This is a genomic window from Alkalicoccobacillus porphyridii (assembly GCF_007293315.1).
GTDB classification, from domain to species: Bacteria; Bacillota; Bacilli; order Bacillales; family Bacillaceae_D; genus Alkalicoccobacillus; species Alkalicoccobacillus porphyridii.
Genome location: NZ_VLXZ01000007.1, coordinates 148,149 through 171,774 on the forward strand (window position 1 = coordinate 148,149; position 23,626 = coordinate 171,774).

21 protein-coding genes are annotated in these 23,626 nt (G+C 35.2%); 7 read left to right on the forward strand and 14 right to left on the reverse strand.

The features are described from left to right. Nucleotides 1-28: 28 nt before the first annotated feature. The 5 genes from FN960_RS12700 to FN960_RS12720 are packed head-to-tail and all read left to right on the forward strand — an operon-like array spanning nt 29 to nt 6,018. Nucleotides 29-1,279 carry a class I SAM-dependent methyltransferase gene (locus FN960_RS12700; RefSeq protein ID WP_143849108.1) on the forward strand — a complete coding sequence of 417 codons (1,251 nt, stop codon included), beginning with the start codon at nt 29-31 and terminating at the stop codon, nt 1,277-1,279. Beyond that, nucleotides 1,272-1,961 carry an ABC transporter ATP-binding protein gene (locus FN960_RS12705; RefSeq protein WP_143849109.1) on the forward strand — a complete coding sequence of 230 codons (690 nt, stop codon included), beginning with the start codon at nt 1,272-1,274 and terminating at the stop codon, nt 1,959-1,961. The genes FN960_RS12700 and FN960_RS12705 overlap by 8 nt, the downstream gene beginning before the upstream one ends. Continuing rightward, entirely contained in the window at nt 1,955-4,093 is a 2,139-nt protein-coding gene (locus FN960_RS12710) for an ABC transporter permease (RefSeq protein ID WP_143849110.1), read from the forward strand. Before FN960_RS12705 ends, FN960_RS12710 begins: the two co-directional genes overlap by 7 nt. Nucleotides 4,094-4,120: 27 nt before the next feature. Continuing rightward, nucleotides 4,121-5,329, forward strand: a complete 1,209-nt coding sequence (locus FN960_RS12715; RefSeq protein WP_143849111.1) for a beta-ketoacyl-[acyl-carrier-protein] synthase family protein — start codon at nt 4,121-4,123, stop codon at nt 5,327-5,329. 17 nt (nt 5,330-5,346) lie between these two features. Next, nucleotides 5,347-6,018 carry a 4'-phosphopantetheinyl transferase family protein gene (locus tag FN960_RS12720; protein ID WP_185971021.1) on the forward strand — a complete coding sequence of 224 codons (672 nt, stop codon included), beginning with the start codon at nt 5,347-5,349 and terminating at the stop codon, nt 6,016-6,018. 145 nt (nt 6,019-6,163) lie between these two features. Here the strand turns inward: FN960_RS12720 and FN960_RS12725 are convergent, their stop codons facing one another. The 9 genes from FN960_RS12725 to FN960_RS12765 all read right to left on the reverse strand — a co-directional run bounded on the left by FN960_RS12725 (nt 6,164) and on the right by FN960_RS12765 (nt 16,065). Continuing rightward, nucleotides 6,164-7,591, reverse strand: coding sequence for a HAMP domain-containing sensor histidine kinase (locus FN960_RS12725; protein WP_143849113.1), 1,428 nt, complete (start codon nt 7,589-7,591; stop codon nt 6,164-6,166). Then, a complete protein-coding gene (locus FN960_RS12730; protein WP_143849114.1) occupies nt 7,584-8,258 on the reverse strand; it encodes a response regulator transcription factor in 675 nt (224 codons plus the stop codon). Before FN960_RS12730 ends, FN960_RS12725 begins: the two co-directional genes overlap by 8 nt. A gap of 20 nt (nt 8,259-8,278) precedes the next feature. Beyond that, the gene (locus tag FN960_RS12735; RefSeq protein WP_143849115.1) at nt 8,279-9,046 is read right to left on the reverse strand and encodes an ABC transporter permease; all 768 of its coding nucleotides are present in this window, start codon (nt 9,044-9,046) and stop codon (nt 8,279-8,281) included. 12 nt (nt 9,047-9,058) lie between these two features. Further along, entirely contained in the window at nt 9,059-9,883 is an 825-nt protein-coding gene (locus FN960_RS12740) for a DUF2705 family protein (RefSeq protein ID WP_143849116.1), read from the reverse strand. Beyond that, complete coding sequence (locus FN960_RS12745) at nt 9,883-10,608, reverse strand: ABC transporter ATP-binding protein (protein ID WP_438799884.1); 726 nt, start codon at nt 10,606-10,608, stop codon at nt 9,883-9,885. Before FN960_RS12745 ends, FN960_RS12740 begins: the two co-directional genes overlap by 1 nt. Before the next feature lie 101 nt (nt 10,609-10,709). Beyond that, complete coding sequence (locus FN960_RS12750; RefSeq protein ID WP_260681996.1) at nt 10,710-11,282, reverse strand: flavoprotein; 573 nt, start codon at nt 11,280-11,282, stop codon at nt 10,710-10,712. Nucleotides 11,283-11,292: 10 nt separating this feature from the next. Beyond that, entirely contained in the window at nt 11,293-12,639 is a 1,347-nt protein-coding gene (locus FN960_RS12755) for a lanthionine synthetase C family protein (RefSeq protein ID WP_143849118.1), read from the reverse strand. A 13-nt stretch (nt 12,640-12,652) separates the two neighbouring features. Beyond that, nucleotides 12,653-15,808, reverse strand: coding sequence for a lantibiotic dehydratase (locus tag FN960_RS12760; RefSeq protein ID WP_143849119.1), 3,156 nt, complete (start codon nt 15,806-15,808; stop codon nt 12,653-12,655). A 122-nt stretch (nt 15,809-15,930) separates the two neighbouring features. Then, on the reverse strand, nt 15,931-16,065 hold the full coding sequence (locus FN960_RS12765) for a gallidermin family lantibiotic (protein ID WP_306461618.1): 135 nt from the start codon (nt 16,063-16,065) through the stop codon (nt 15,931-15,933). Between the two features lie 371 nt (nt 16,066-16,436). Here FN960_RS12765 and FN960_RS12770 point away from each other — a divergent pair, with 371 nt between their 5' ends. Together FN960_RS12770 and FN960_RS12775 are read left to right on the forward strand one after the other, a co-directional pair. After that, entirely contained in the window at nt 16,437-17,345 is a 909-nt protein-coding gene (locus FN960_RS12770) for a helix-turn-helix domain-containing protein (protein WP_185971022.1), read from the forward strand. Further along, on the forward strand, nt 17,329-19,113 hold the full coding sequence (locus tag FN960_RS12775; protein WP_143849121.1) for an ABC transporter ATP-binding protein: 1,785 nt from the start codon (nt 17,329-17,331) through the stop codon (nt 19,111-19,113). The genes FN960_RS12770 and FN960_RS12775 overlap by 17 nt, the downstream gene beginning before the upstream one ends. A 271-nt stretch (nt 19,114-19,384) precedes the next feature. Here the strand turns inward: FN960_RS12775 and minD are convergent, their stop codons facing one another. The 5 genes from minD to FN960_RS12800 form a co-directional block, all read right to left on the reverse strand. Beyond that, nucleotides 19,385-20,179: a septum site-determining protein MinD gene (gene minD / locus FN960_RS12780; protein WP_143849122.1), complete on the reverse strand. Its 795-nt coding sequence runs from the start codon at nt 20,177-20,179 to the stop codon at nt 19,385-19,387. Between the two features lie 27 nt (nt 20,180-20,206). After that, nucleotides 20,207-20,899 (reverse strand): septum site-determining protein MinC, encoded by a 693-nt coding sequence (gene minC / locus FN960_RS12785; protein ID WP_143849123.1) that lies wholly within the window; start codon nt 20,897-20,899, stop codon nt 20,207-20,209. Between the two features lie 126 nt (nt 20,900-21,025). Further along, nucleotides 21,026-21,550 (reverse strand): rod shape-determining protein MreD, encoded by a 525-nt coding sequence (mreD, locus tag FN960_RS12790; RefSeq protein ID WP_143849124.1) that lies wholly within the window; start codon nt 21,548-21,550, stop codon nt 21,026-21,028. 3 nt (nt 21,551-21,553) lie between these two features. Further along, a complete protein-coding gene (gene mreC, locus FN960_RS12795) occupies nt 21,554-22,432 on the reverse strand; it encodes a rod shape-determining protein MreC (RefSeq protein WP_143849125.1) in 879 nt (292 codons plus the stop codon). Nucleotides 22,433-22,445: 13 nt separating this feature from the next. After that, nucleotides 22,446-23,486 carry a rod shape-determining protein gene (locus tag FN960_RS12800; protein WP_143849126.1) on the reverse strand — a complete coding sequence of 347 codons (1,041 nt, stop codon included), beginning with the start codon at nt 23,484-23,486 and terminating at the stop codon, nt 22,446-22,448. Nucleotides 23,487-23,626 lie beyond the last annotated feature (140 nt).

Here is a 23,626-nt window from a genome sequence, read left to right on the forward strand (position 1 = left end):
GTCTAAAAATATTATTGGAGGTTCAACTATGCAGTATGAGTTACTAATGAACAGGTACAATGATCATCCAACTAATATACCTTACAAACCCTATGAAAAATCAAAACGTATAAGATTATTAGTAAAAGTAGCAAAACTCATTGGCACAAAAAATACTCCTTTTTTTCAAATACTTCTATTTTCAAAAGTGAAGAATTTTATTCGATTCATTATATTAAGAAAAACCTATGAATATTTCCAAAGTGTGCATATAATTACTAAAAAAAATGAGAACGATAGGATTTTTGATTCATTTATGAAACTAGGAATTCAATTACAAGTAATAACTAAGTATAAAAATACATACTCCTTAAACACAGCATACCTTATTGATGAGAGTGATAAAGATAAAATTATTCAGTTCAAACCAACAACAAACCACGTATTGATAAATAGGTTGCTTAATGATTACATTTTTGTAGAAAGAGCTAGTATGGCTCCTGCTGATACCAAGCTTGGAAAAATAATGCACAGCCCTAATTTTGTATACATAAAAGAAGTTCTTAAGTACGTTCAGGAGATAAATGAATTGAGCTTTAACCATCAAGTACAGCCAAGCTTTTCGGAAGATTTTTATACAGATTTAGGTGAATTAGCATTTAATATCTACACAAAAGATAATTATAAAGCGTTTATTTCTAAAAAGAAATGTAACATGATCTTAGACATCGGTTGTGGAAACGGTAATTATATCGACGCACATATAGATTCTGTTGATAAAAAGATTGTTGGAGTTGAAAGACAGTCAAAAGTTTATGAGAAGTTACAGCAAAAGTACGAGGAGTATTCTAACGTGATCATTCATAACGAAGATATTACTGACCTTACTTTTGAAAAGAAATTTGACATGATCAATATGAGTTACATGCTGTTTTATTTAACGGATAAACAAAAAGAAATGCTGTTTATCAAATTAAAAGATATTTTACAAGTAGATGGATCAATCATAGTATGTCAGTACTACCCAGATTTTGAAGTATATCAAGAGTTAATTTCTAAACATAATAATAGTTGGAATGCTATCTCACGTTTTAAATATGATATTTGTAATAGCATCCTTAGCGCGGAGGTTGTGTTAAATAATATGCTTGTTGATTTTGCTCAGGCAGAGGAATGGAATTCTTTTCTTAAATTACTTCACTCATGTGGCTTCAAAGTTAGTGAAATTTCTCCAGCAGATGATACATATTATTCTTACTTCATTACGATAAAGCATAAAGCAGGAGGTGCAAATGATTAAAGCCACTAACATGACTAAAGTGTTTAATGCAAACAAGCAAAATGAAATTATTGTCTTAAAAGGAATTGACCTTGAAATAACCGAAGGCGAGTTTTGTACTATTGTAGGTAAATCAGGCTCTGGGAAAACCACTCTTCTTAAATGCCTTTCTGGGTTAGAAACAATTACAACAGGTGAGATTGTGATGAACAAAAAAAATATGGTCGGCTTAAACAAAAAAGAAGTAAATGCATTTAGAAGATCCGACATCTCTTTTGTTTTTCAAGAGTATAACCTGATTGATGATCTGACTTTACATGAGAATATCTATTTAGAGCATCCAACCTCTGAGGAGATTGAAAGTTTAATTGATGAATGGGATATCCGTAAAGCGATTCATCTATTTCCAGAGCAGTGTTCTGGGGGTCAACAACAAAAAGCAGCAATTCTTAGGGCCTTGTCTAAAAAGGCAAAAATCTTATTTTGTGATGAACCGACTGGTGCCCTCGATGGGAAATCCTCAAAAGAAGTTTTATCTGTATTGCAACGTCTACAAAAAAGTCACCGAACGACCATAGTCTTGATCACTCACAATGATCAAATCACACATATCTCGAGCCGTGTTGTAACAATACATGATGGAAAAAAAATAAAGGATGAACAAAATTCTAGAGTTGAGATCGTGGAGAACTTAGAATGGTGAGCCAACATGCTAAGCAGACCTTAAAGAAACGCTCATGGAGAAGGCTAGGTTTCTATAAGTTGAAATTGTTGGTGATATTTCTTGTTGTATTTTCAACAACGGGTATTTTTTTGGGTTTCTTTGTGGGAACCAGTAGTGTTCTACAATCTGTAGAACATTTTAATAGTAACTACAATGTAGAGGATGGAAACTTTCGGACAATGGAAGATGACTTAGAATCAACCGATGATATACATTTAGAACAGATTAGATATGGTGAAGTGCGTGAGGCGGGAACCACCATAAGAGTATTTCAGGAAAGACAAGAAATAAATAGATATCAAGTGACAAATGGAGAGGATATTCAAGAAGAATATGACATTTTATTAGATTATAACTACATGAATGCTAATAATTTTGAGATCAATGACCAATTCGTTCTGAATGACAAAGAGCTTACAATCGTGGGAACGGCTATATCACCAGATTACATTACAACGAAGAACAGTGACTTAGTGCTACAAGCAAATGCTGATGTATTCGGTGTTGCCTTTGTTAACGAAGAAACGTTCCAAGCTATTTTTGGTGATACTTTCACTTCATATTATGCATATAAAAGTAACTTAGATGTTAAAGACATTTCAAAAGCCATTGATCCCCTTCATATAATGGATTCAAAGAATAACACGAGGATCCAACAGGTGATTGGTGATGCAGAAGCACCCAGAGATCTTGCGTTACTATTAACCTGCCTACTTTTCTTAATTGTAGCCGTCCTCTTAAGTGTTTATCATTTCGAAGTATCTAAGAAAGAGAAAAACAATCTTGATACATTCAATAAATTAGGGTTTGATAATTGGACGATCTTTAGACATTATTCTACAGAAACAAGCTTAACATTACTCGTCGCTTGGTTAGTAGGAGCAACTATAGGTATTTTCTCAATTGATACAATTAAGCAAATGAACAGTCAAATCTATAATTACCCAGTCTTAGAGACGAATCATGTCTTGCTAGCACTATGTTTAGTAGCATCACTTACTATTGCTTTATCTATCAATCTTTTATTAGTTTATCAGTTTTATATAAAGTCGAAAAAGAGAACAAGTAAAGTGAAGCCAGTAAAACAAAAAGAAAAATTTGTGCCCGAATTTTTACAATTCAGCTATCGATATCGCTTGAAAAGAATAAACCGGAACAAAAAAGAAATGGTGCTTTTTATTGTACTGATTTTCTTTGTGGGTTTACTCATCAATTTCTCCTTCTTATTAAAAGACTCAGTTACCAAATATGTGGATGACCTAGCGAAAGAAAACTCCTTTGAAGAAATTTTATTCTTAGATGGAGACATAGAAGAAGACATAGAAGGCGAGGAATTTAATCTTTATAACTTATATGATGAAGCAGGTATCACTCAAAGTGTATATGTTATTAATACTGATTCTAAGCACTATAAATTTAATCTAGATTTAGATGATGGAGATGTTATTATAACTCAAGCTTTCTCTGACAAGTACCATAAATCAATTGGTGATGAAATTGTTCTAACAGATATGACAAATCAAGAGGAATATAATATCGAAATTACAAAAGTGAACAATGTAACTACAGTTAGCACTATTTATATAATTTCAGATGATAGAGATATCTTTGGTGAGAAAACGTTCTCCACACCAGCTTTAGCCTTATCGGAATCATATGATAATCGCAATGATAGTGGAATTGAAGCTACACTAACACGGAGCGAAATCATTACTTCTGGTGAAAATATATTAGATGTAATTAATAAGCAAATTACTCTAATCCTATCCTTAGCCATTATTTTGCAAGTGGCTCTTCTATACTCACTTTTGGAATTTTCTTATCAAAACAGTACGAAATCAATTAAAGTATTCAAGTTAGAGGGATACTCTACGAAAGAATTGATGAGAATGCATTTCGCTTTTAGTATTCCTATTGCATTCCTTTGTATAATGGGTTCATATTTATTATCGCGAGAAATTGTGAGAATATTCCTTGATCAGATTATGTTTGATTTCGTTAATTTTGTAAAAGTGACTAATAGCATGTTGATTATCCTTTCTAGTAACGGAATGATGTTAATTATATTTATCTTCTTACTATTAAGATTAAGGACAAAAATGAGCAAATAATCAAAATTAAATTAAGGAGATAATATTATGAATAGAGTTGTAGTAACTGGGATTGGGATTGTATCACCTAATGGTATTTCAAGAGAAAGTACGTGGGAAAGCGTTGTGAATCTTGAATGTGGAATTGTTTCATCGAGACATGAAAATACAAATTTCGTTGCTGAAGTGGATAATATTTTTAATAAACCCCTTTCGACTAAGCAAAAGCGATATATGGATAGGTGTACACAAATGGCTGTTATTGCAGCAAGAGAAGCTGTTGCCGATGCAAAATTAGATATTAATGAAGGAAACAATAAGGATATGGCTGCTTATATTGGTAGCTCTGTCGGAGGCATCCATGCTCTAGCTGATGAATTTGGAGCTGCAGCAGTGAATGGTATAAATGAAATGACTATGCTCGTTATTCCTAGGAACTTAATAAATATGATATCTGCTAATATTAGCATTGATTTAGGTATAAAAGGAGAAACTCTTGCGTACTCTCTGGCGTGTGCATCTGGAACAGTAGCTGTAGGTGAAGCCTATAGAAAAATCCAAAACGGATATCAAAAAATAATTGTAGCTGGTGGTGCTGAGGCTTGTGTTATTCCCGAAGTCATTGAAGCCTTCCGTAAATTAAGAGCACTATCTAGTTCAAGCTCATTAGAAAAAGCAAGTATTCCTTTCTCTAATGAAAGATCTGGTTTTGTAATGAGTGAGGGTTCTGCCTTTCTTGTGTTAGAAGAACTCGAAAATGCTATAGAACGTGACGCAAGCATTTATTGTGAGATTGAAGGATACGGGAGCTCGACCGATGCTCATTCATTATTAGCTCCCGATATATCTGGTGTTACCCGTTGCATGGAGAATGCTTTAATGGATGCGCAATGTGCGCCTAATGAAGTCGAATATATTAATGCACATGGAACCTCAACACAATTAAATGACCTAACAGAATCAACGGCTATTAAGAACTTATTTAACAATGATCCTTGGGTAGCAGCTACCAAATCAATACATGGTCATGCATTAGGAGCAGCAGGTGCATTAGAAACAGCACTATGTAGTATGATGATAAAACGAAATGAGTTACTTCCTACTATAAATGTCTCGAATGAGGCTGTCGATAAAAAAATTGATGTTAACCTTCTATTAGGCAAGATAGCTACATATCAAGGAGGAAAGATACTAAATAATTCCTTCGCATTTGGTGGCCATAATGCTTCACTCTTATTATCGAAATTTGAGAATTAATAATGGAGATTTTCCTTATGAAAATAGAAACGGATACCACTGCCATTATAAACGAAGGGCTTTTATCTCTTAGAGCCATAAATCGTTTAAAAAAAATCTCAAATAAACAAAAAAGAAACCAAGTCATTTACGGTGATTTATTATTACAATACGTACTAACAATTAATAAAAAACAATATACTCCTGAAGAAATTTCATTTAATACAAATGGGAAGCCTTTGTTACCAGAAGGCTTTCTCAATATTTCAAATTGTAATGAATGGATTCTGTTGGCTTATTCTACCATAGGAGAAGTGGGAGCAGACATCGAACAGTATAAAGAGTGTAACCTTGGGTTGGCCCTCTATTTTTTCACAGAAGATGAAGTAAAAAAGTTACGTTCTATACCGAATACTAATTTTAAATCTACTGCGTTTATTGATGCATGGACGTTTAAGGAAAGCTATGTAAAATGTAAAGGAATTAAACTCGTAGATATAAAGAATAAGGTTAACACACCATTTGCACATATTCCCTTTATTAAGCATCATACTATAATTGATCGTCAGTCATTTTTTTATCTTTACGGGTTTATCAAAGATTACAAATGGTGTGTAGGAAGTACAACCGATTTTAAAAGTTTTAACATTAAGGTACTACAGATTACTGACGTCTATAGACATGTAGATTATATGAGAAGGAACTTGTGACACTCCAATCGGTTCCTTCCTTAAAACGTGAATATAATTTTTGGGGGAAGACCGCTTACTATATCACACGCCAGTACATATGATCTATAACTAACTAAATGTTTTTTATATTAAATATACATATTTCAAAACTACTATTCTGTTCCTACTTTTGACTGCTTCTTGGAACAGTAGGTAACTTAAAAGAAACTCTTGCACCATGATCATTCCATGCTTGTACATTCCCACCATGACTTTCAATAATTTGTTTGACAATATACAGACCTAGCCCTTGATGAGGGTCAGCATTATTGTTGTTTTGATAGTATTTATTAAATACATATTGTAAATCCGAATCATTAAATCCTTTCCCATTATCGCATACTCTTACTTTGATGAAGTAATCGTGATATTCTGCATAACAATCAATTTGTCCATAAGCGATTGGGACGAACCGCATGCTGTTTGATATGAGGTTATCTATCACTTGGGTTATTTTTTGCGGATCTATTTGTATGTCATTTATTTCTTCTCTAAAATCAACAACAAATGTGTTAAATGTTAGACCGTCATTTCTCACAAAATCATTATACTTTGCGAATACCATTTCAAAAAAATGCTTTGGTTCAATTGTCTCAGATACAATTGCAAAAAAAGAATTTTCATCGTTTATTCTTGTGTCAAATTCTTTAACTAAGTTTTCCGTTCTCTCCATTTCACCAATTATATTTTTTATATATTTCTTATTCGCTTCCTCTCTAGTCTTTTTCTGTAACATTTGCGCATTCGCTTTCATGATAGTCAAAGGCGTTTTTATGTCATGAGAAACGGAGGCAATAAAATCTGAACGTTTCTTTTCCAGGTTCCATTGCTGATAAAGAGAATCTTGTAACGCCCCTTTCATTATATTAAAAGAAGTAGAGAGATTCGAAATTTCATCATTTTCATAGTCCTCTATTTCAAAATCTAAATCTTGCATTTTAACTCGTTTTGTTGCCACAATTAATTTTTGAATACGTGCGTTATAACTTTTCCCAATTTTGCTGCCGTAATAATAAGTGAAAATCATGATAAAGATAAAGGGTGTAAGTAAAAGGAAGACAATGAAGATAATAAACAATGTCTCCACATCGGATTCAAGTTTGTATTGTAAGACGACACTACCTAGAAGAGTACCTTCAGGCTCAATAATAGGGATAAAGGTTGTAGCAGTCTTGTCTTCCAAAAACGATTTATTAACCTTGTTTAATAGATGGTCGCCCTCATTATTTACGCTCTTGGTAAACGTTCCATATAAAAAAGTACCATCCTCATCTAACACTTGATACTCCATTCCCGATGATGGAACAATTTCTTTTAGTTGAGCCTGCCCCCATTCTGGACGTTCGACCAATTCACTATTTAAAATTTCCACGTGATCCGTAATCCGAGGAACTTCACTCTCATAATAATTAGCGTAATAGCGATCGTCGATATTCATAACAATCGCCCAACTAATTAATACAACTAGAATGGTCACTAAGAGGCTAAACAAAATGGTTTTACTTACAGCCAGATGAATTTGTTTTTTTATTGAGGTTCTTTTTTTATTCAAGTTTATAGCCCACTCCCCACACTGTATGAATGAGGTTCGCCATTGGGTCGACCTTATGAATACGTATCCGAATATTACGAATGTGCTCTGTCACAGTGTGTGCTTGCCCCGTGGCTTCAAGCCCCCAAATCGACTCATACAAATGGTCTTTCGAAAAGATATGTCTCGGATTCCTCATCAACATTTCCATAATTAGGAATTCCTTGTTTGTTAATACTAAGGGTGTATCCTCATAATAGAGTTCATTCGTCCGGCAATCTAGTTTTATTTTTCCATAAACCAATTCGTGGCTTTGTTGTTGCGTACGTCTCTCCCGTCTTAAATGAGTTTTGATTCGGGCAAGTAACTGTTCATGAGTAAAAGGTTTATTTATATAATCATCTCCCCCAACGTTTAAACCATTAATTTGATCGTTTACACTTGTTTTAGCAGTAACAAATAAAATGGGGACATCCGTGAACTCCCTCACACTCTTACATACCTCTAATCCGTTAACATAAGGCATCATGACGTCAAGAATGATTAAATCATAATTCTGCTCTTTAATAAGCTTTATAGCTGTCATTCCTTCATTGGCAACAGTCGTCTTATACCCCTCTTCATATAGTAATTCACCAACAATAGACGTAATTTGCACTTCATCATCTACAATCAAAATATGTTCCATTTTATCTCCTCGCAATGGCTTTATTTAAAATCCTGCTTTAACCATAGTAGACTTGATATCCCCCCGCCTACTGCAGCAATCAATGGCAATACCATATAAAGTAATGGGAAACCACTTTCTGAAAGCGAAATAAAGATGGACTGGATTGGTAACAAGAAAAATGATAGCTCACTTGAAAAATAAATTGGAATTACATAGGAGATCATTAATAAAAAATAAGTAATAATTGGGTTCGGTGCCAGTATCGCCAATACACTGGAAAGCGCGATTACAGTAATAATGATACCCAAAAAAGAAAAATAAAGTTTGAATGAATACATATATCCCTCGATAACAGAAAAGCGAGTTTGATCATTATAAAAAGTAACATACTCTGGAATTTGGTAAAAGAGGCTGCCTGATACAAGACCAATGATAAAAATAAAGATTGTAATAAAAATTGCAGCTAGAAGCAGAGTTCCCCATTTTGATAGTAAAAACTCTAAGCGACTAAAAGGTCTGGATAATATTAAATAATATGCTTTTGATTTTACCGGGGAATTTAATACAATTATGCAAAGTAAAGGCATTATGACTAGTAGAACAAAAAATGAAACTTCCCTTAACAAAAACCATGGAAAATTAACTGTGTTTAATGGAGTTTCACTATCTATAGTATAAATTCCCAAATCAAACCAAGTCAAAAAATAAGCAGAAAATATGGAGATGCCTATAAAAAGAAGTAAAAGAATTTTAACCATTTTCATCTGCCAAAGTCGCTCAAGTTCACTAATCACTAATTGTCTCATAACCAGACTCCTTTACACATAATAATTCCTACGAGTAAAAATCAAATATGCTATAGCAAAAAAGAAAAACAAATAAAAGAATATCACCACAACTAACCAACTGCTTAACTCCCATCCTGAAAGAAATAAAGATATGCCAGTATATTGAATCTTTGTTATCGACGAATATACTAAATAAGAAATATGGCTCCCTTCTGTAAAAGCAGTCGATTGTTCTAACATTTGCGGTGCTACAATTGAGAAAAAAAGAATACAAATACCACTTCCTAACAACGCATTGACTGAAGGCATCAATATAGCCACAAAACAATACAAAGAAAGCGCAGCTAAACTACTTAAAAAAGCCATGCTGTAATACTGTAAGACGTAAAGAGACATCTCTGTATTTGTGACACTCGCCTTAGACGTAAACAAAATTGACCTATCAGGCATTTCGAACATGATTTGCCCCGCAACAAAAGAAATAACATAATATATAAAAAAGCAAAAAAACAATGAGGTTGCCATCACAACGTATTTTGATATAAAGATTTGAGTCATTGAATAAGAACGAAGTAATATTAATTTAATCTGTTTTTGCTGATATTCTTCTGTTAAAACATAAGCACAGATAAAAATCAGCAAAATATTAAACGTAAGAAACAAATGCTCAGATATACTGAGAATTGGGAAATTCATAGCAGTGGCATAATCAACGGCATCCTTTGAGATCATTTCATTATTTCTTTTAAAGTAAATGCCTGAAGCAAGAATTAATCCTGGCAATACCAAGGCTAACAACCTAATAGACCACCTCGACCATAGCCGTTCGAATTCACTAATAATTAACGAACTCATTATGACATCATCCCTATGAAAATATCTTCTAAATTAGTCAATGACTTATCGTAAATCTCATCTTGCTTTCCATAAAAAAGAACATTCCCCTGCTTAATAATAATCAGCGTTGTACATATTTTTTGCAATTCATCCAGTAAATGGCTCGATATTAAGAACGTAAGATTTTTCTCTTTATTTAAATACAAAATTAATTCTCTTAACTCTTTCATACCCATCGGATCTAGTCCATTAGCTGGTTCATCCAAAATGATAATTTCAGGATCACCTAATAACGCTTGAGCGATACCCAATCGTTGTTTCATTCCTAAGGAGTATGTGCTTATTTTTTCATCACCCCTACCATTTAATCCAACAGTAGATAATACTTCGACAACTTTTTCCTGTCTCTCCTGTTTGTTTAATCCATGAAGTCTTGCGAGGTTTTGTAACATTCCACGCCCTGTCATGAACTCAAAAAATATAGGTGACTCGATAATGGCCCCTACAGAAACCATCGCTTCTTTGCGTTGTTTATTTACATCAAACTTATTCAATTTCACTTTTCCACTAGTCGGAACAAGCAATCCAGTCAATAGTTTCATTATTGTTGTTTTTCCAGCTCCATTTGGACCTATAAGACCACATATTTCGCCTCTTACAATTGAAACATTGATGTCATCCACCAACGGTTTTCCTTTCACCTTTTTAGTCAAACCTTTTGTTTCAATAATTACATCCACTATAATCACTCCTTTTTCTAATCAGAATTATGCACCTTCAATATCAGAAAAGTATCAAGATTACTCGTTTCATAATAAAAAGCTAGACGCTTATGTTATGCGGCCTAGCTTTCTTCTCTTTTAGAGATAATCTTATCCATTTCTTGCACAATAGTATAAACATCTGGAATAATATAGTTTTTTCGAATGCTTCCTGAAGCGACTTCATATGCTTCTTTTTCTACAGGAGGAATAATGATGTGACCACCCTCTTCGAGTAAAGCCAAGTTTCTTTTAACATAAAAATTGTTCCACATGGCCTCATTCATATTCGGGCAAAAAAGCACAGGACTTTTAGAGGCCAGTATAGTAGAGGAAAGAAGGTCCATCCCTAATCCATTAGCAACTTGCCCAATTTTATTAGCTGTGGCTGGTAAAACTATGAAAAGATCTGACCATCTAGCTAACCCTACATGACTGACCTCGCTTGGATGGATCGTCTCGTGATTGTCTTGGAAAATGTCATTGCAAAACAATGATAAGGAAGAGGCGGGAAACAACTTATCTGCTTGCTCTGTAATGATTACTTTAACATTGCCATAAGTATGATTAAAAAAAGCTAAATATGATGGCATATTTATAACTGAGATCGACCCGGTTATTCCCACTAGTATATTCTTTTTTTTCTTTTCTAACACACCTTCACCTCTAACTTATTAAAAATGCTCTTTCCCAGAAACATTCATTGTCATTACGAACCATTGACAATAATGCTAATCCGACACCTGCTGATCCTTCCAATAATCCAGCTTTATCTAACTCTTTTTTTCGGTTTCCAATCTCAAAATCCTTGAACCCTAATGGATTGGTAATCTTAAATTGTTTCATTATTTCGATACCTAATTTATTTATAAGCTGATCAAAATCATTGATTCTCAAGTCTCTTTTCATTCCAATAAGTATTTGCATTAGGCCAGACTTACCATGACAAAAAGTTGCACTTTGCAAATCTAGTTCTTCGAATGTTTTTTCCTTTATACCAAAAAAACAGTTTAATGCTATTTCTTGATATATCTTATCATTAATCGCTTTCCCTGCTAGATAGAGAGACCTCCCAACACCAGGGTTTCCATAACACCAACCCTCTCTTTGATCTGTTACAGTAAATTGATTGGAAATTTCTTCTTTTACTCCTAATCGGTATGGCCAAACCGGCGTGCCTATTTGATTACTTCTATTATGATGGACTAACCAATCACCTATTGTTTTTATAGCTTTTCTTTGTCCTGGAACTTCAATTCCTTTTTCCTTGCATAAAGATAAGAAGGTTAACGGACCAGGAATCCCATGAGCAAGGCCCAAATTAAAGTTACCGTATGGAAATAATTTTTTATCTTTCTCCAAAAATTGATCTTCCTTTGAGACATACCAACCGGGAATATCATAATTCTCCCAAATTACAGGCTCAGTAATCTTAATAAAACGATGCAAAATCTTTTCAATTACTTTGTAAAATAAATGGTTTTCTTCCTTTCTTTCAAGCAAATATCGTCCTATTCCTGAATACCCTTGAATAACATCGTAAAAGGATGGTAAAGTGCCGATAGCTTCCCTACTTTTTTCGTTTTCGATATCAGATTGTGCTTCTCTAAGAATAATTTCATCTAATTTAGCCAATAAGTTTTGATACCTTGTCCCATTTTCTGATGCATTAAGCACAGCAAAAGCAAACCCTGTGATTCCGCCAAATAAAGAAATTGAAGCCACGCCAACCTTTAAATACTTACTTGCATAAACAATGTGATTATGTGCTACATGATCCCACTTTTCTTCAGGATATACTTTATGCATTTCAGAAAAGAATAAAATAGTCCCTGCAAAACCGTGGGATAAGGAGATAGGATCCCAGGGATTTATTTTGCTATTCGATGTTTTATTGTTTTTATCCATAACAATTTTTTCTACTTTTTGTGGATCTTTTAGTTTTTCAGACAATGTAACAAGTATGCGTGCAGCTTCTTGTTTCTGCAAATGATCGATTTTCATTTTATTCATGCTGAATCACCTCCTATTGTTTAATGATTGTTCTTTTTGTTTGCTCCCAGTGCTTTTGACTTTCGATAATTTGGCGTACAAACGCCATCGCCTTTTTCTCTCTATCACGATCTGTACCGAGTAAACGATTACAATGCATGTGAATTAAACTCCCGATAAGTCTTTCCTCTGTAGTTGTTATGGACTCTTCAGTTACATAATCGGAAATTTCTTGTATGATATTTTTGTTTTTTGTAAATAACGAAAAGAGGAGTGGTTTTTGTTCTCTAAGTGTCTTCCAGTTCTCATCCTTGTCTAATGTTTTAAGTATTTCATTTCGGTAAGGTCTAAACTCTTTGGAATACTCCTGTTCCTCCCCCCATCTACAAATCCACTCTAACTGTTTTCTATGACTCCAACCATACATCGTTAAAAAATAAATGATATACATAGAAGCAACCAATTCTAATGGTTCTTTAAACGTTTGTTTGTTGTTTAATTCGAGCAATTTTGCCGTCAACACACTATCTTTTTCAAAATAACTCTCCATTAATGGCATGAGCAAAAGTCCACCATATCGTTCGATTTCCCGCTCGTAAGGTTCAATAACAAATTTTTTTAAATTTCCAACTTGTCGTTGGGTTAAATACCAATTCTGCAATAAAGGTATAACTTCTGATAACAGCATTTTCGGTTCCCCAGAAAATCTTAGACGCACGTGGTGCTCATTATCGTGATAACGAATAAAGAACCAACTTTTTATAGCATTACGATTTTCAACCTCTTCAACAAGGATTTGAATTTGTTCGAATATAAGTTTAGGCTGCTTGTAAACAGGCCCGTATAATTTGACATAAAGCCAGTCTGAACCGGGTTCTTTCTCTCTATGTTCTAGCGGAGTTTCAACAACTGTGTTAATATTTACTGTCGGCTTAGCTGGCACATGATGTTTTTTCTTAAAAGGAATAATACATTCGGCATTGTGGTTACCTAATGGGCTTTTTAACCACTGTTTATTGGCATAATCACCAATAACTTCTTGTAACTGCACCCTTCCTCTGCGTCTTAATTCCGACCTTAATTCATACAAATGATTTCGGTTTTTTAAATTGATATACAAACGATTATCTCCATAAGCCATAAACACCCAGTCTGGTACTTGCATCTTTTCCATCCATCCAGAAAATGTCTCAACCCATTGGTCGATTGGCACGGAGAAATCTGATAGACCATCTGTTTGGTCATTTAATTTCCATACTGCTGGGGAAAGGATAACTTTGTCAGTAGTAATTCTAGGAATAAAAGCGAATTCTCGAAGAATTCCTAGATGCATCCCTTGAATACCCTTTACGTCTTCTAATGATACCTCTCGTATAAATCTGAAACAATTTGGTGCATTCACATAATTAAACATATTATTTGATGTAAATACAAGGCGTTTATTTGACTTTTTTGATTTAAGATAGAACCGTCCAAGGGTAGCCCCCACCATTATGTCCTCTATTAATAATTTCTCGTTCTGAATATTCGTATTCGTAGCAATGGCAGTATGCAAATTCCGGAACGATTGCGTAATGGATACATTGCTTGAGCGACCACTCTGCGGCAAAAAACTTAATTCGACATACTCTGTCTCGTCGTCTGTAAAGATTTTCTCTATTTTCTGTTGCTCTTTCATCAGATCCATTTTTTCATTGGTCTCCATCATATCAGTAAAGCGACCAAACGTTTGTCCTAATTCCTGGGAGCCAATATTATTACCTATTAAAAGCTGATAATTGCCTTTATCAATTTCCTCTGATGATGACGCTAATACTTCAATGAACAATTCGCCAGAGTTTGGAGCAAAAATATCATCGGTTTCCATATCCATTAACTTTTCTCGATCTGATGAAGTTAACTTTATTTCTTTCTTATTCTCTCTTAAACACTGAATGTATTTTTCCATTAATAAGGGATGGGTACTTTGAACTTGAGATGCCTTTGTTGGTTTTGTTGAGAGTGGGTATTTATATGTTGGTGGTGCGCCTAATCCCTTTTCATCACTTAACAAATCTAGTAAAGAAATTTCCCGATTTACCCCATATTTTTCAAGAAACTCAACATGGTACTCTCTTAAATGTTCAATCCCAATCTCATTTTTAGAAAGTCTCCACATCCATTCAGCTGCATTGGCAGCATGTGCTCCAATAGTATGATTCATTCTAATCTTTTCAGTACAAGCTAATCGCAAATCCACTTGCAACGGCTGCTTATTTGGTTGGATATCTTGCATTTTTTTTGTTAATCTATGAAGAAAATTAAGTCCCTCTCCTAAGGGCATCTGATTATAGACTTCTATATCTGATTCAATTTCTTTTAGAATAGAGTTTATTTGTTTAGCTTCTGGAATACGCTCAAGGATTTCAATGACATAGGATAAAGGTGAACAATTGACAAGCGGTGGCCTTAGTTCACTTATCAGAAATTCTTGTTTAAATAAATTCCAGATAAGTGATTGAATATCTTTATTTGAGGCACCTGGATATTTTAAGTGAAGTTGTTTCATCAATTCTGAAATAGAAATAGGGTCTTTTGATACCGATTGAACATACTCTACAACCTTGGTTTTTTTTATGGAAATATTGTCTTTACGTTCTTGATTGGCGTTATTTCTTAATTGCCCACAGTTAGAGAAATAATGAAGGTAAACTCTGTCTGTTGTCTTATATACAGCGTCATTAAAAAACACATTAAGCTTATCAGCAATAAGTGGTTCACCCTCTATTTTACAAACTAATCCAAGCAGCCACTCCATATCTGGTCGTGCTCTCTTTTGATGTTTATCGATAGTAGCTATCTTTCCTACAGTATCTGGACCTAATTCTCCTACAGTAATTCCTGAAAACAGACCAAACGGGGTAGGTCGACTCGACATTCTTATTAGAAACTTTAATAAACTTGAAATTGTATTTCTCGTCTTTTTGGCGTTAGGACTGCCATAAATTTTGTCTAAAGACTGAAACAAGTTTGGACTAGCAACGGCTATTGCCTCCCTTATTTCAGCCCGGTTTATGTATTCTTTTAATATGGGGATAATATCTACATTAGACGCTTTACGATGGTCATGCGATAACGACAAAAGTGGCGCTCTCAGCAAAAATGTATCGACAGGTTCAAATAATAACTGGTCGCTTTTCACCATTTTCATTTACTCCCCTTTCATTTAAAAATAGGATTGCCCAATCTCATCTTTATAAATTAGTATCCTTAAAAGATACTGATTTTTAGAGGGGCAATCCTATAATTAGTAATTTAAATTTTTATTAGCCCTTAACAACAGAAGCTATTAAAGCTACCAGTGTTGCCACAGCCAGGAGTACAGAAACTTATGCTTGTGATGTCTGGTTGCACTTCATCTGCCTTCGTGTGTACGATTTCCAAATCAAGGTCAAAATCTTTTTCCACTATAATTCCTCCCTCTCATTCATTTTTTGCCAGAAACAACTGGCCTAACCCAAATGTAAAGTAGATTTATTCATTTTTAAAACCTCAATTCTAGCCATTATTTGGTTTATAACCGTTCAAAATACATATTAACTTATATTTTCACAATATTCCTTATTAATTATTATAATTGGAATAATTAATCAAAATAATATGTATAAATTTGATGTTTTTTGAGATCTATCCTACTTAATATTCCTTTTTCTACAAGTCAAATTCCATAAATTGAATAAATCTGATTAATTTCTGATAATCTCCAGCTACCCTTATCTTAATCATCTTCAGTTATAGAAAATTCACTCAAAAAAATTATGACAAGGGAGATGCAAATAATGAATAATAGTATAGGAATAGAAATTCGTAGTTTAAGAACAAGACAAGGTATGTCACAAGAGAATATTAGTTCTCTACTCGTTTCTCAATCAGCAATTAGCAAAATTGAAAATGGTAAATATATCCCTAACGTAAATGTATTAGAATCAGTTGCTTCTAAGCTAGGTGTTCCAGTTGAACACTTCTTATCACTTAACAACCACTATAATAATGATTTTATTGAGACAACTTATGAGATAATTGAACAGCTCTCTTTAACTGAAGCATATGAAGAATTGTACAATATTACTACTAAAACTATTAAGTATGGACAGTCGGTGTCTTTACCTAGTTGGTTTCGGAACTATGTATTAATCCATCAAATTTTCTCTGAATTTCAGTGCAATAAAAAGGATGCTAAAAGTGCATTTACAAACTTAAAAAGCTTGGTGAACAGTTTATCTATTGAGCATTCAATTCAAACAAAGCTTCATCTATATTTAGGAATTCTTCATTCACATGTAAAAGCCTTTTCATACAGCAACACAATTGATTACTTTAAAAAAAGCCTAACTTTCGTTGAAGGTATTAAAGGTAAGAACACGTACTTACACAAAAAAACTTTAAAAATACATATTTTGTATCAAAAAGTGTTGATTGAGCTTCATTACCACCATTATGATGCTGCACTAAATGATATAAAAGAAGGTTTACAGTTATCTAAAACATATGCTTGTACCGCCTATGTTGGACAATTCCTCTACTTTAAAGGACTTTGTTTAGAAAAAAAAGGTAAGTCGAAAAAAGATGTACTAATAAATTATCAATATGGTCATTTATTTGCTAACTTTATAGATTCACCTTTCAAAAAATTATTATTAGATAAACTGTCCTCCGGAAAGGAAAATTCCTATGAATCCTTCAGATGAGCGGCCGATTCGCTTAAAAGAATTTATTTCTTTGATGCATCTTTACCGTCCATCAATATGGTTAATAGTATTAGCTCTATTTTTAGTCTTGATAGAAACGGCTCTTTCTCTAGCCGTGCCTTTATTAACTATGACATTTGTAGACTTAACAGTTGAATCTAATTTTAGTGGTACCACAGCCGTGTTGATTGCATGTGCCTTTATCGCTCAAATTGCATTATCTGGCGTATCGATTTATATAATGATTTACATTGGTCAGATACTTGTCACAAATTTACGCAAAGATCTTTGGTATAGAGTTTTGCGATTGCCGGTATATTTCTATGATCAAAATAGTTCTGGCGAAACAATGAGTAGAATTACTCACGACACAAATGTTATTAAAAGTTTCTTTACCGACCAATTAATTCCTTTCCTGTCAAGTACACTTAAAATAATTGGATCAATTGTTATTCTTTTCGCATTGAATTGGAGTATCACCCTTCTGTTATTATTTATCGTTCCGATTTCCCTCGCTATCCTAAAACCATTAGGCAAAAAAACATATAAAGTTTCAAAATCATTACAAGATGAGACAGCATCTTTCCAAGGAGATTTAGGTAGAGTATTATCGGACATCAGGTTAGTCAAGTCTTCAATTGCTGAAGAAGCAGAAACAATACAAGGCAACGACCGAATTAACAAACTTTTGAAACACGGATTAGATACTGGAAAAATAATGGCTATTATTTCGCCAATAATGACCACTATTACTTTATTAGTTCTAGTAGTTGTATTTGGCTATGGAGGAGTACAAGTGGCTAATGGCATCTTATCAGCGGGCACATTAGTTGCAATTGTTTTTTATATGTTCCAAATCATGCCACCAATCTCACAAATCGGTCACTTTTTTACGCAATTACAAAAAGCAAAAGGCGCTACAGAAAGGATAAATATTATTCTTAATGAACAATTAGAAGCAGATCTAACTTCTCGTCCTCCTTTTAAAAAGAAAACTGAAACCGGTAACTGTACAAGTGGAATTCAATTTGACAATGTTAGCTTTTCATATCCAAACAACAACAACATCTTAGAAAATGTAAATTTCAGTGCTAATACTAGTGAATTAACAGCAATTGTTGGCCCTAGTGGAGCAGGCAAGACCACTTTATTTTCATTAATAGAACGATTTTATCAGCCAAGTAAAGGAAAGATTACATACGATAAACAATGTGTTAATGATTATGATGTTCAAGATTGGAGACTAAATATTGCGTATGTCGCGCAGGATTCTCCACTCATGTCAGGTAGCATTCGTTACAACCTAACATATGGACTTAATACACACAGTACTGATTCAGAAATCCGAGTTGCTATAGATAAAGCAAACTTAACTTCTTTCATCGACTCTTTGCCTGAGGGAATAGAAACAGAAGTAGGTGAAAGGGGAATTCTAGTTTCAGGTGGTCAACGCCAAAGATTGGCCATAGCTCGGGCTATTTTACGAGATCCCCGAATCCTTCTTCTAGATGAAGCTACGGCCCACCTGGATAGCCATTCAGAGATATTAGTACAAGAAGCATTAAACCAACTGATGTTTTCTCGAACGACACTAGTCATTGCCCATCGGTTATCGACCGTTCAGCATGCAAATAAATTGGTTGTTGTGCAAAATGGAGAGGTAACAGGGGAAGGAACCCATAATGACTTAATCCAACATCACCAGTTTTATCAAGAGCTTGTTGCCAATCAACTGTATAAACAAGAAACTCCACAGCTTAGCAACTAAGCATTGTAAGTTGAGTTTTTTAATATCCTCTTTTGTCTACGAATTATCCTTTATTTTGTAAGCAACTTTTTTCAGTTAAAACTTTCATATACAATGACTGCCTGGTCCGTTTTCTATTTTTATAAAGCGTTTTTCTCGATTTAATGGCTAATTGCAAAAAGCACCCCTTTAGAATAGATGTAGATCTACATCTATTCTGAAGGGGTGCAAATCATGCTTTCTAAGAAGCACTTTTATATTTTAGTTAGTTGTATTTGAGAGAAGTACCTATTTATCGTACTTTAAAAAATTTCTTAATTTTAGCGAAAACGCCCTTCTGCTCTTCAAAGGATTGAAGGGGAACATTCTCCCCTAGAATACGTCTTGCAATGTTTCGATAAGCAATCGACGCCTTACTACCTGTATGTAGTGCAATCGGTTCACCTTTATTGGAGTATTTAATAACCTCATCATCATCAATCACAATACCAATCAACTCAATCGCTAGAATGGCAGCAATTTCATCAACGTCCATCATCTCGCCGCTTTGCATCATATGACCGCGAATCCGATTCACTACTAGACGTGGCGCTTCAATGTCCTCTTTCTCTAGCAAACCAATAATACGGTCAGCATCACGAACAGCTGAACGCTCTGGGGTCGTCACTACGATCGCTCGGTCTGCTCCTGAAATTGCGTTCTTAAAGCCTTGTTCAATCCCCGCTGGACAGTCAATGATGACATAATCATACTCTTGTTTTAGTTCATCAATAATTTTCTCCATCTGTTCCGGTTCAACAGAGGTTTTGTCCTTTGTTTGCGCAGCCGGGAGTAGAAATAAACACTCAAAGCGCTTATCTTTAATTAATGCCTGCTTTAAACGACATCTTCCCTCAACCACATCAACTAAATCATAGATAATTCTATTTTCAAGGCCCATGACAACATCAAGGTTACGCAAGCCAATATCTGTATCCACTAGGCATACTTTTTTATTTTGCAAAGCTAATGCGGTTCCAACATTCGCAGAGGTAGTTGTTTTACCAACCCCGCCTTTTCCGCTTGTAATAACAATCGCTTCTCCCACGTTTATTCCCCTTTCTCTCAGATCCCTTTACTCTTCTGATAGCTGATTCGTGTTTGTTGATAGTTCTGGTCGCACATGAACCAACTTCTGTACACGCTCCAGCACAATTTCTGAGGTCGCATCCTTTAAAAACGCGGTTTCCATAAATGTATCTTCATGGTCAATATCAGCAAAGCTATAAATCTCTGAAGCAATTCGTAACTGTACAGGTGCCATTAAAGAAGCTGTAATAACTGCCTTTCGATTTCCTTCGAAGCCAGCATGTGCAATCCCTTTTAAAGCACCTAATACATGAATGCTCCCGGTTGCCATAATGGTTCCACCAGGATTAATATCTCCTATTATCAAGACATCACCGCGAACCTTTAATACTTGTCCAGATCGAACAATACGCGCAAGTGTAACGCTTTGACTTTCTTCTTGGCGTTTCTTTGCCTCTTCAAGGGAAATGACCGTTGATTCAACCGATTCAATGGCCAAGCTTCGTCCCGCCGTAATCACTTTTTTCAGCTCTTCTTCTGCTTCTTCTGATAGATACCTGCGTCCCACATCCACTTTAACTTGAACATTAGGTCCATCCTTATGCTGATAGTAATTGGCATTTAATTTTTCAGTCAATTCTTCTACTAAGCTCTCAAATGCACATTGATCGTCTAATAGAAAAACCAGCCCATCTTTGGTGCCTTTTATGGTTACATGCTGTTGTTTTTTTTGCGTCACTATATACTCACCTCAGACACACTCGTTGCACACGGAGTTCAATTTTTGACTTTTTCTATCGAATGATGTGGGTTCATTTACTACATTCGCTATCTATGTAGATTAGTCCTCTTTTCAAAAGCATCATTATCTTCGACGCAAATCTGCTTGGCGATTCATGTGGTTCATTAATTTACGAACAGGATACAATGCTAGAATCGCAAAGGCTCCATTAAAAATAACGGTTGGCAGCAGTCGCCTCTCAGCAAATTTCATTCCAGACCAATCTGTTACACCTAGCATCTGTAGAATAGAATACTGGTAATATTCAAAGAAGATGACCGCAACACAGGCTAGGATTATGGTTACCAACAAGCTGTCTTGAATTCGTTTTGTTGAAAAAGCAAAGGCATAACCAATAAATGCAAAACCAAAAGCATAGATACCTAGGAATTCAGTATAGACAATGTCATAAATGAAACCAAAAATCAACCCATGAACAAAGCTTTGCATGCGCCCTAAGTAAATTCCCGTAAACACAATAAGCACAATTAAAAATCTTGGCACCATGGTCACGTCAAGCTGCAAGAAACTGGTTACGGCGTTCGGGACAATGGTCCCTTCAAAAACAAGCAGGAACAAAAGTAAAGCTGCGATGTAATAACGGCTCATCTTTTATTCCCCCTCTTCAAGCAGTGCTGGATCCATCACATCAGTTCCACGTTCTACTACGTAGAGGTAGCTAAATGAAGAAAAGTCTGCAGTCGGTCTAATATAGGCTGTTTGAGAAAGACCGTACTCATCAAGCTCAACTTCTTCGATTTCACCCAAAATTAATCCCGCCGGATAAACATCTCCTAGGCCGGAAGTTGTGACTACTTGTTCTGGTTCGATGTCGGCTTCTATATCAATTTTCCGTAAGATTAGTAGATCCCTATCCTCGTCATACCCTTCAATAAAACCATAACCCGGAATATCTTCCCCATCCATAATTTGAGCAGAGACTTGATTGGAAGGGTCATTATCTGAAAGTAATTGTACATAGGAGGTAAATTGGCTTGTTCGCTTTACTTTACCTACCAAGCCGCCATTTGAATCAACCACCGCCATGTCAGCTGAAATATTATGATCTTCCCCAAGATTTATGCCGACATATTGTGTCCAGAGATCCGGATTTCGATGGATAACCGTTGCCGGTCTCTTCACGTAATCGTTTAACGTATCCTGAAGATCAAGCATATCTTGAAGCGTTTGATTTTCATTTGCCAGTTGGTTTCGTTCTACTGTTATTTGCGCGTATTCCTCAAGTCTTGATTTGAGCAACTGATTTTCTTCATATATATCTCGAATATCACGCACATTATCGATAAACCCACCTACAAAGTGGGCAGGGGTTGAGAAGAGGTTCTGAACCCAACCTACGGAGTCTCGAACAATCTTCTCTGGCCCAGAGGCACTTTCCCTGCCACCAGTTGAATAACCGATTAAAGCAACTAAAATAATAATGCTTACAAGCAAAATAATTAGCTTTTTATTTGAAAAAAAAGATGGCACTTAAAACACCTACTTACGACTTCCGATCAGAACGAGACGTGATACCCGCTTTTGAACGAAATAAATGTAAATTCTCCAATGCCCGCCCTGTACCAATCGCTACACAATCAAGCGGGTCCTCTGCAACAATAACTGGCATGTTGGTTTCATCACTTAACAATCGATCAAGATTGCGAAGAAGAGCTCCCCCACCGGTTAGGACAATCCCACGATCCATAATATCTGCAGCAAGCTCAGGCGGAGATTGCTCTAATGTATTTTTCACCGCTTCAATAATTGTTGTAACCGTATCTGAAAGAGCCTTTGAAATCTCTTCAGCCGTAACCGTTATCGTTTTAGGTAGTCCCGACACTAAGTCGCGTCCACGAATATCCATTTCATCTACTTCCTCAGGAGCACTAGCAGACCCAATCTCAAGCTTTAAGGTTTCAGCTGTGCGTTCCCCGATCATCAAACTATATGTCTTTTTCACATATTGAATGATGGCATCATCCATTTCGTCCCCAGCCACACGAATAGATTGGCTGGTTACAATACCACCTAAAGAAATGATCGCTACTTCTGTTGTACCGCCACCAATATCCACGACCATACTTCCTGTTGGTTCCCACACAGGTAGATCCGCTCCGATAGCTGCAGCGAAAGGCTCTTCAAGCGTGTAAGCTTCCTTTGCTCCCGCCTGCTTTGTTGCGTCTTCTACTGCCCGTTTCTCAACAGCTGTAATGCCACTCGGCACACACACCATAACAGAGGGCTTACGTGTGAATAAAGAACGATTTTTTTGCGCCTGACGTATAAAATATTTTAGCATCGTTGCCGTTGTATCAAAATCAGCAATAACCCCGTCCTTCATTGGACGAATAGCCACAATATTTCCTGGTGTGCGTCCAATCATGTTCTTCGCGTCATTACCAACTGCTTCAATTGAATTTGTATCCGTACGTAAAGCAACCACGGATGGTTCCCTCAATACGATTCCTTTTCCTTTTGTATATACAAGCGTATTTGCTGTCCCTAAGTCAATTCCAATATCTCTTGAAAATCCACCAAACATCTATGTAACTCCCTTCATGACAGATCCGAAATCATAACCTTTATTATATCGAAGAATAAAGGAAAAAAATAGCCTTATCTTCCCCCAAGAAAGAATATCAGCCTTTTGTTCCGTATCCACTCACTATTTCGCCTTATTTC

What these genes read in the sequence shown, in the direction of transcription:
- FN960_RS12700 (WP_143849108.1), top strand. Translation starts at nt 29, where the DNA reads ATGCAGTATGAGTTACTAATGAACAGGTACAATGATCATCCAACTAAT.
- FN960_RS12705 (WP_143849109.1), top strand. Translation starts at nt 1,272, where the DNA reads ATGATTAAAGCCACTAACATGACTAAAGTGTTTAATGCAAACAAGCAA.
- FN960_RS12710 (WP_143849110.1), top strand. Translation starts at nt 1,955, where the DNA reads ATGGTGAGCCAACATGCTAAGCAGACCTTAAAGAAACGCTCATGGAGA.
- FN960_RS12715 (WP_143849111.1), top strand. Translation starts at nt 4,121, where the DNA reads ATGAATAGAGTTGTAGTAACTGGGATTGGGATTGTATCACCTAATGGT.
- FN960_RS12720 (WP_185971021.1), top strand. Translation starts at nt 5,347, where the DNA reads ATGAAAATAGAAACGGATACCACTGCCATTATAAACGAAGGGCTTTTA.
- FN960_RS12730 (WP_143849114.1), bottom strand. Translation starts at nt 8,258, where the DNA reads ATGGAACATATTTTGATTGTAGATGATGAAGTGCAAATTACGTCTATT.
- FN960_RS12735 (WP_143849115.1), bottom strand. Translation starts at nt 9,046, where the DNA reads ATGAGACAATTAGTGATTAGTGAACTTGAGCGACTTTGGCAGATGAAA.
- FN960_RS12740 (WP_143849116.1), bottom strand. Translation starts at nt 9,883, where the DNA reads ATGAGTTCGTTAATTATTAGTGAATTCGAACGGCTATGGTCGAGGTGG.
- FN960_RS12755 (WP_143849118.1), bottom strand. Translation starts at nt 12,639, where the DNA reads ATGAATAAAATGAAAATCGATCATTTGCAGAAACAAGAAGCTGCACGC.
- FN960_RS12760 (WP_143849119.1), bottom strand. Translation starts at nt 15,808, where the DNA reads ATGAAAATGGTGAAAAGCGACCAGTTATTATTTGAACCTGTCGATACA.
- FN960_RS12770 (WP_185971022.1), top strand. Translation starts at nt 16,437, where the DNA reads ATGAATAATAGTATAGGAATAGAAATTCGTAGTTTAAGAACAAGACAA.
- FN960_RS12775 (WP_143849121.1), top strand. Translation starts at nt 17,329, where the DNA reads ATGAATCCTTCAGATGAGCGGCCGATTCGCTTAAAAGAATTTATTTCT.
- mreD (WP_143849124.1), bottom strand. Translation starts at nt 21,550, where the DNA reads ATGAGCCGTTATTACATCGCAGCTTTACTTTTGTTCCTGCTTGTTTTT.
- FN960_RS12800 (WP_143849126.1), bottom strand. Translation starts at nt 23,486, where the DNA reads ATGTTTGGTGGATTTTCAAGAGATATTGGAATTGACTTAGGGACAGCA.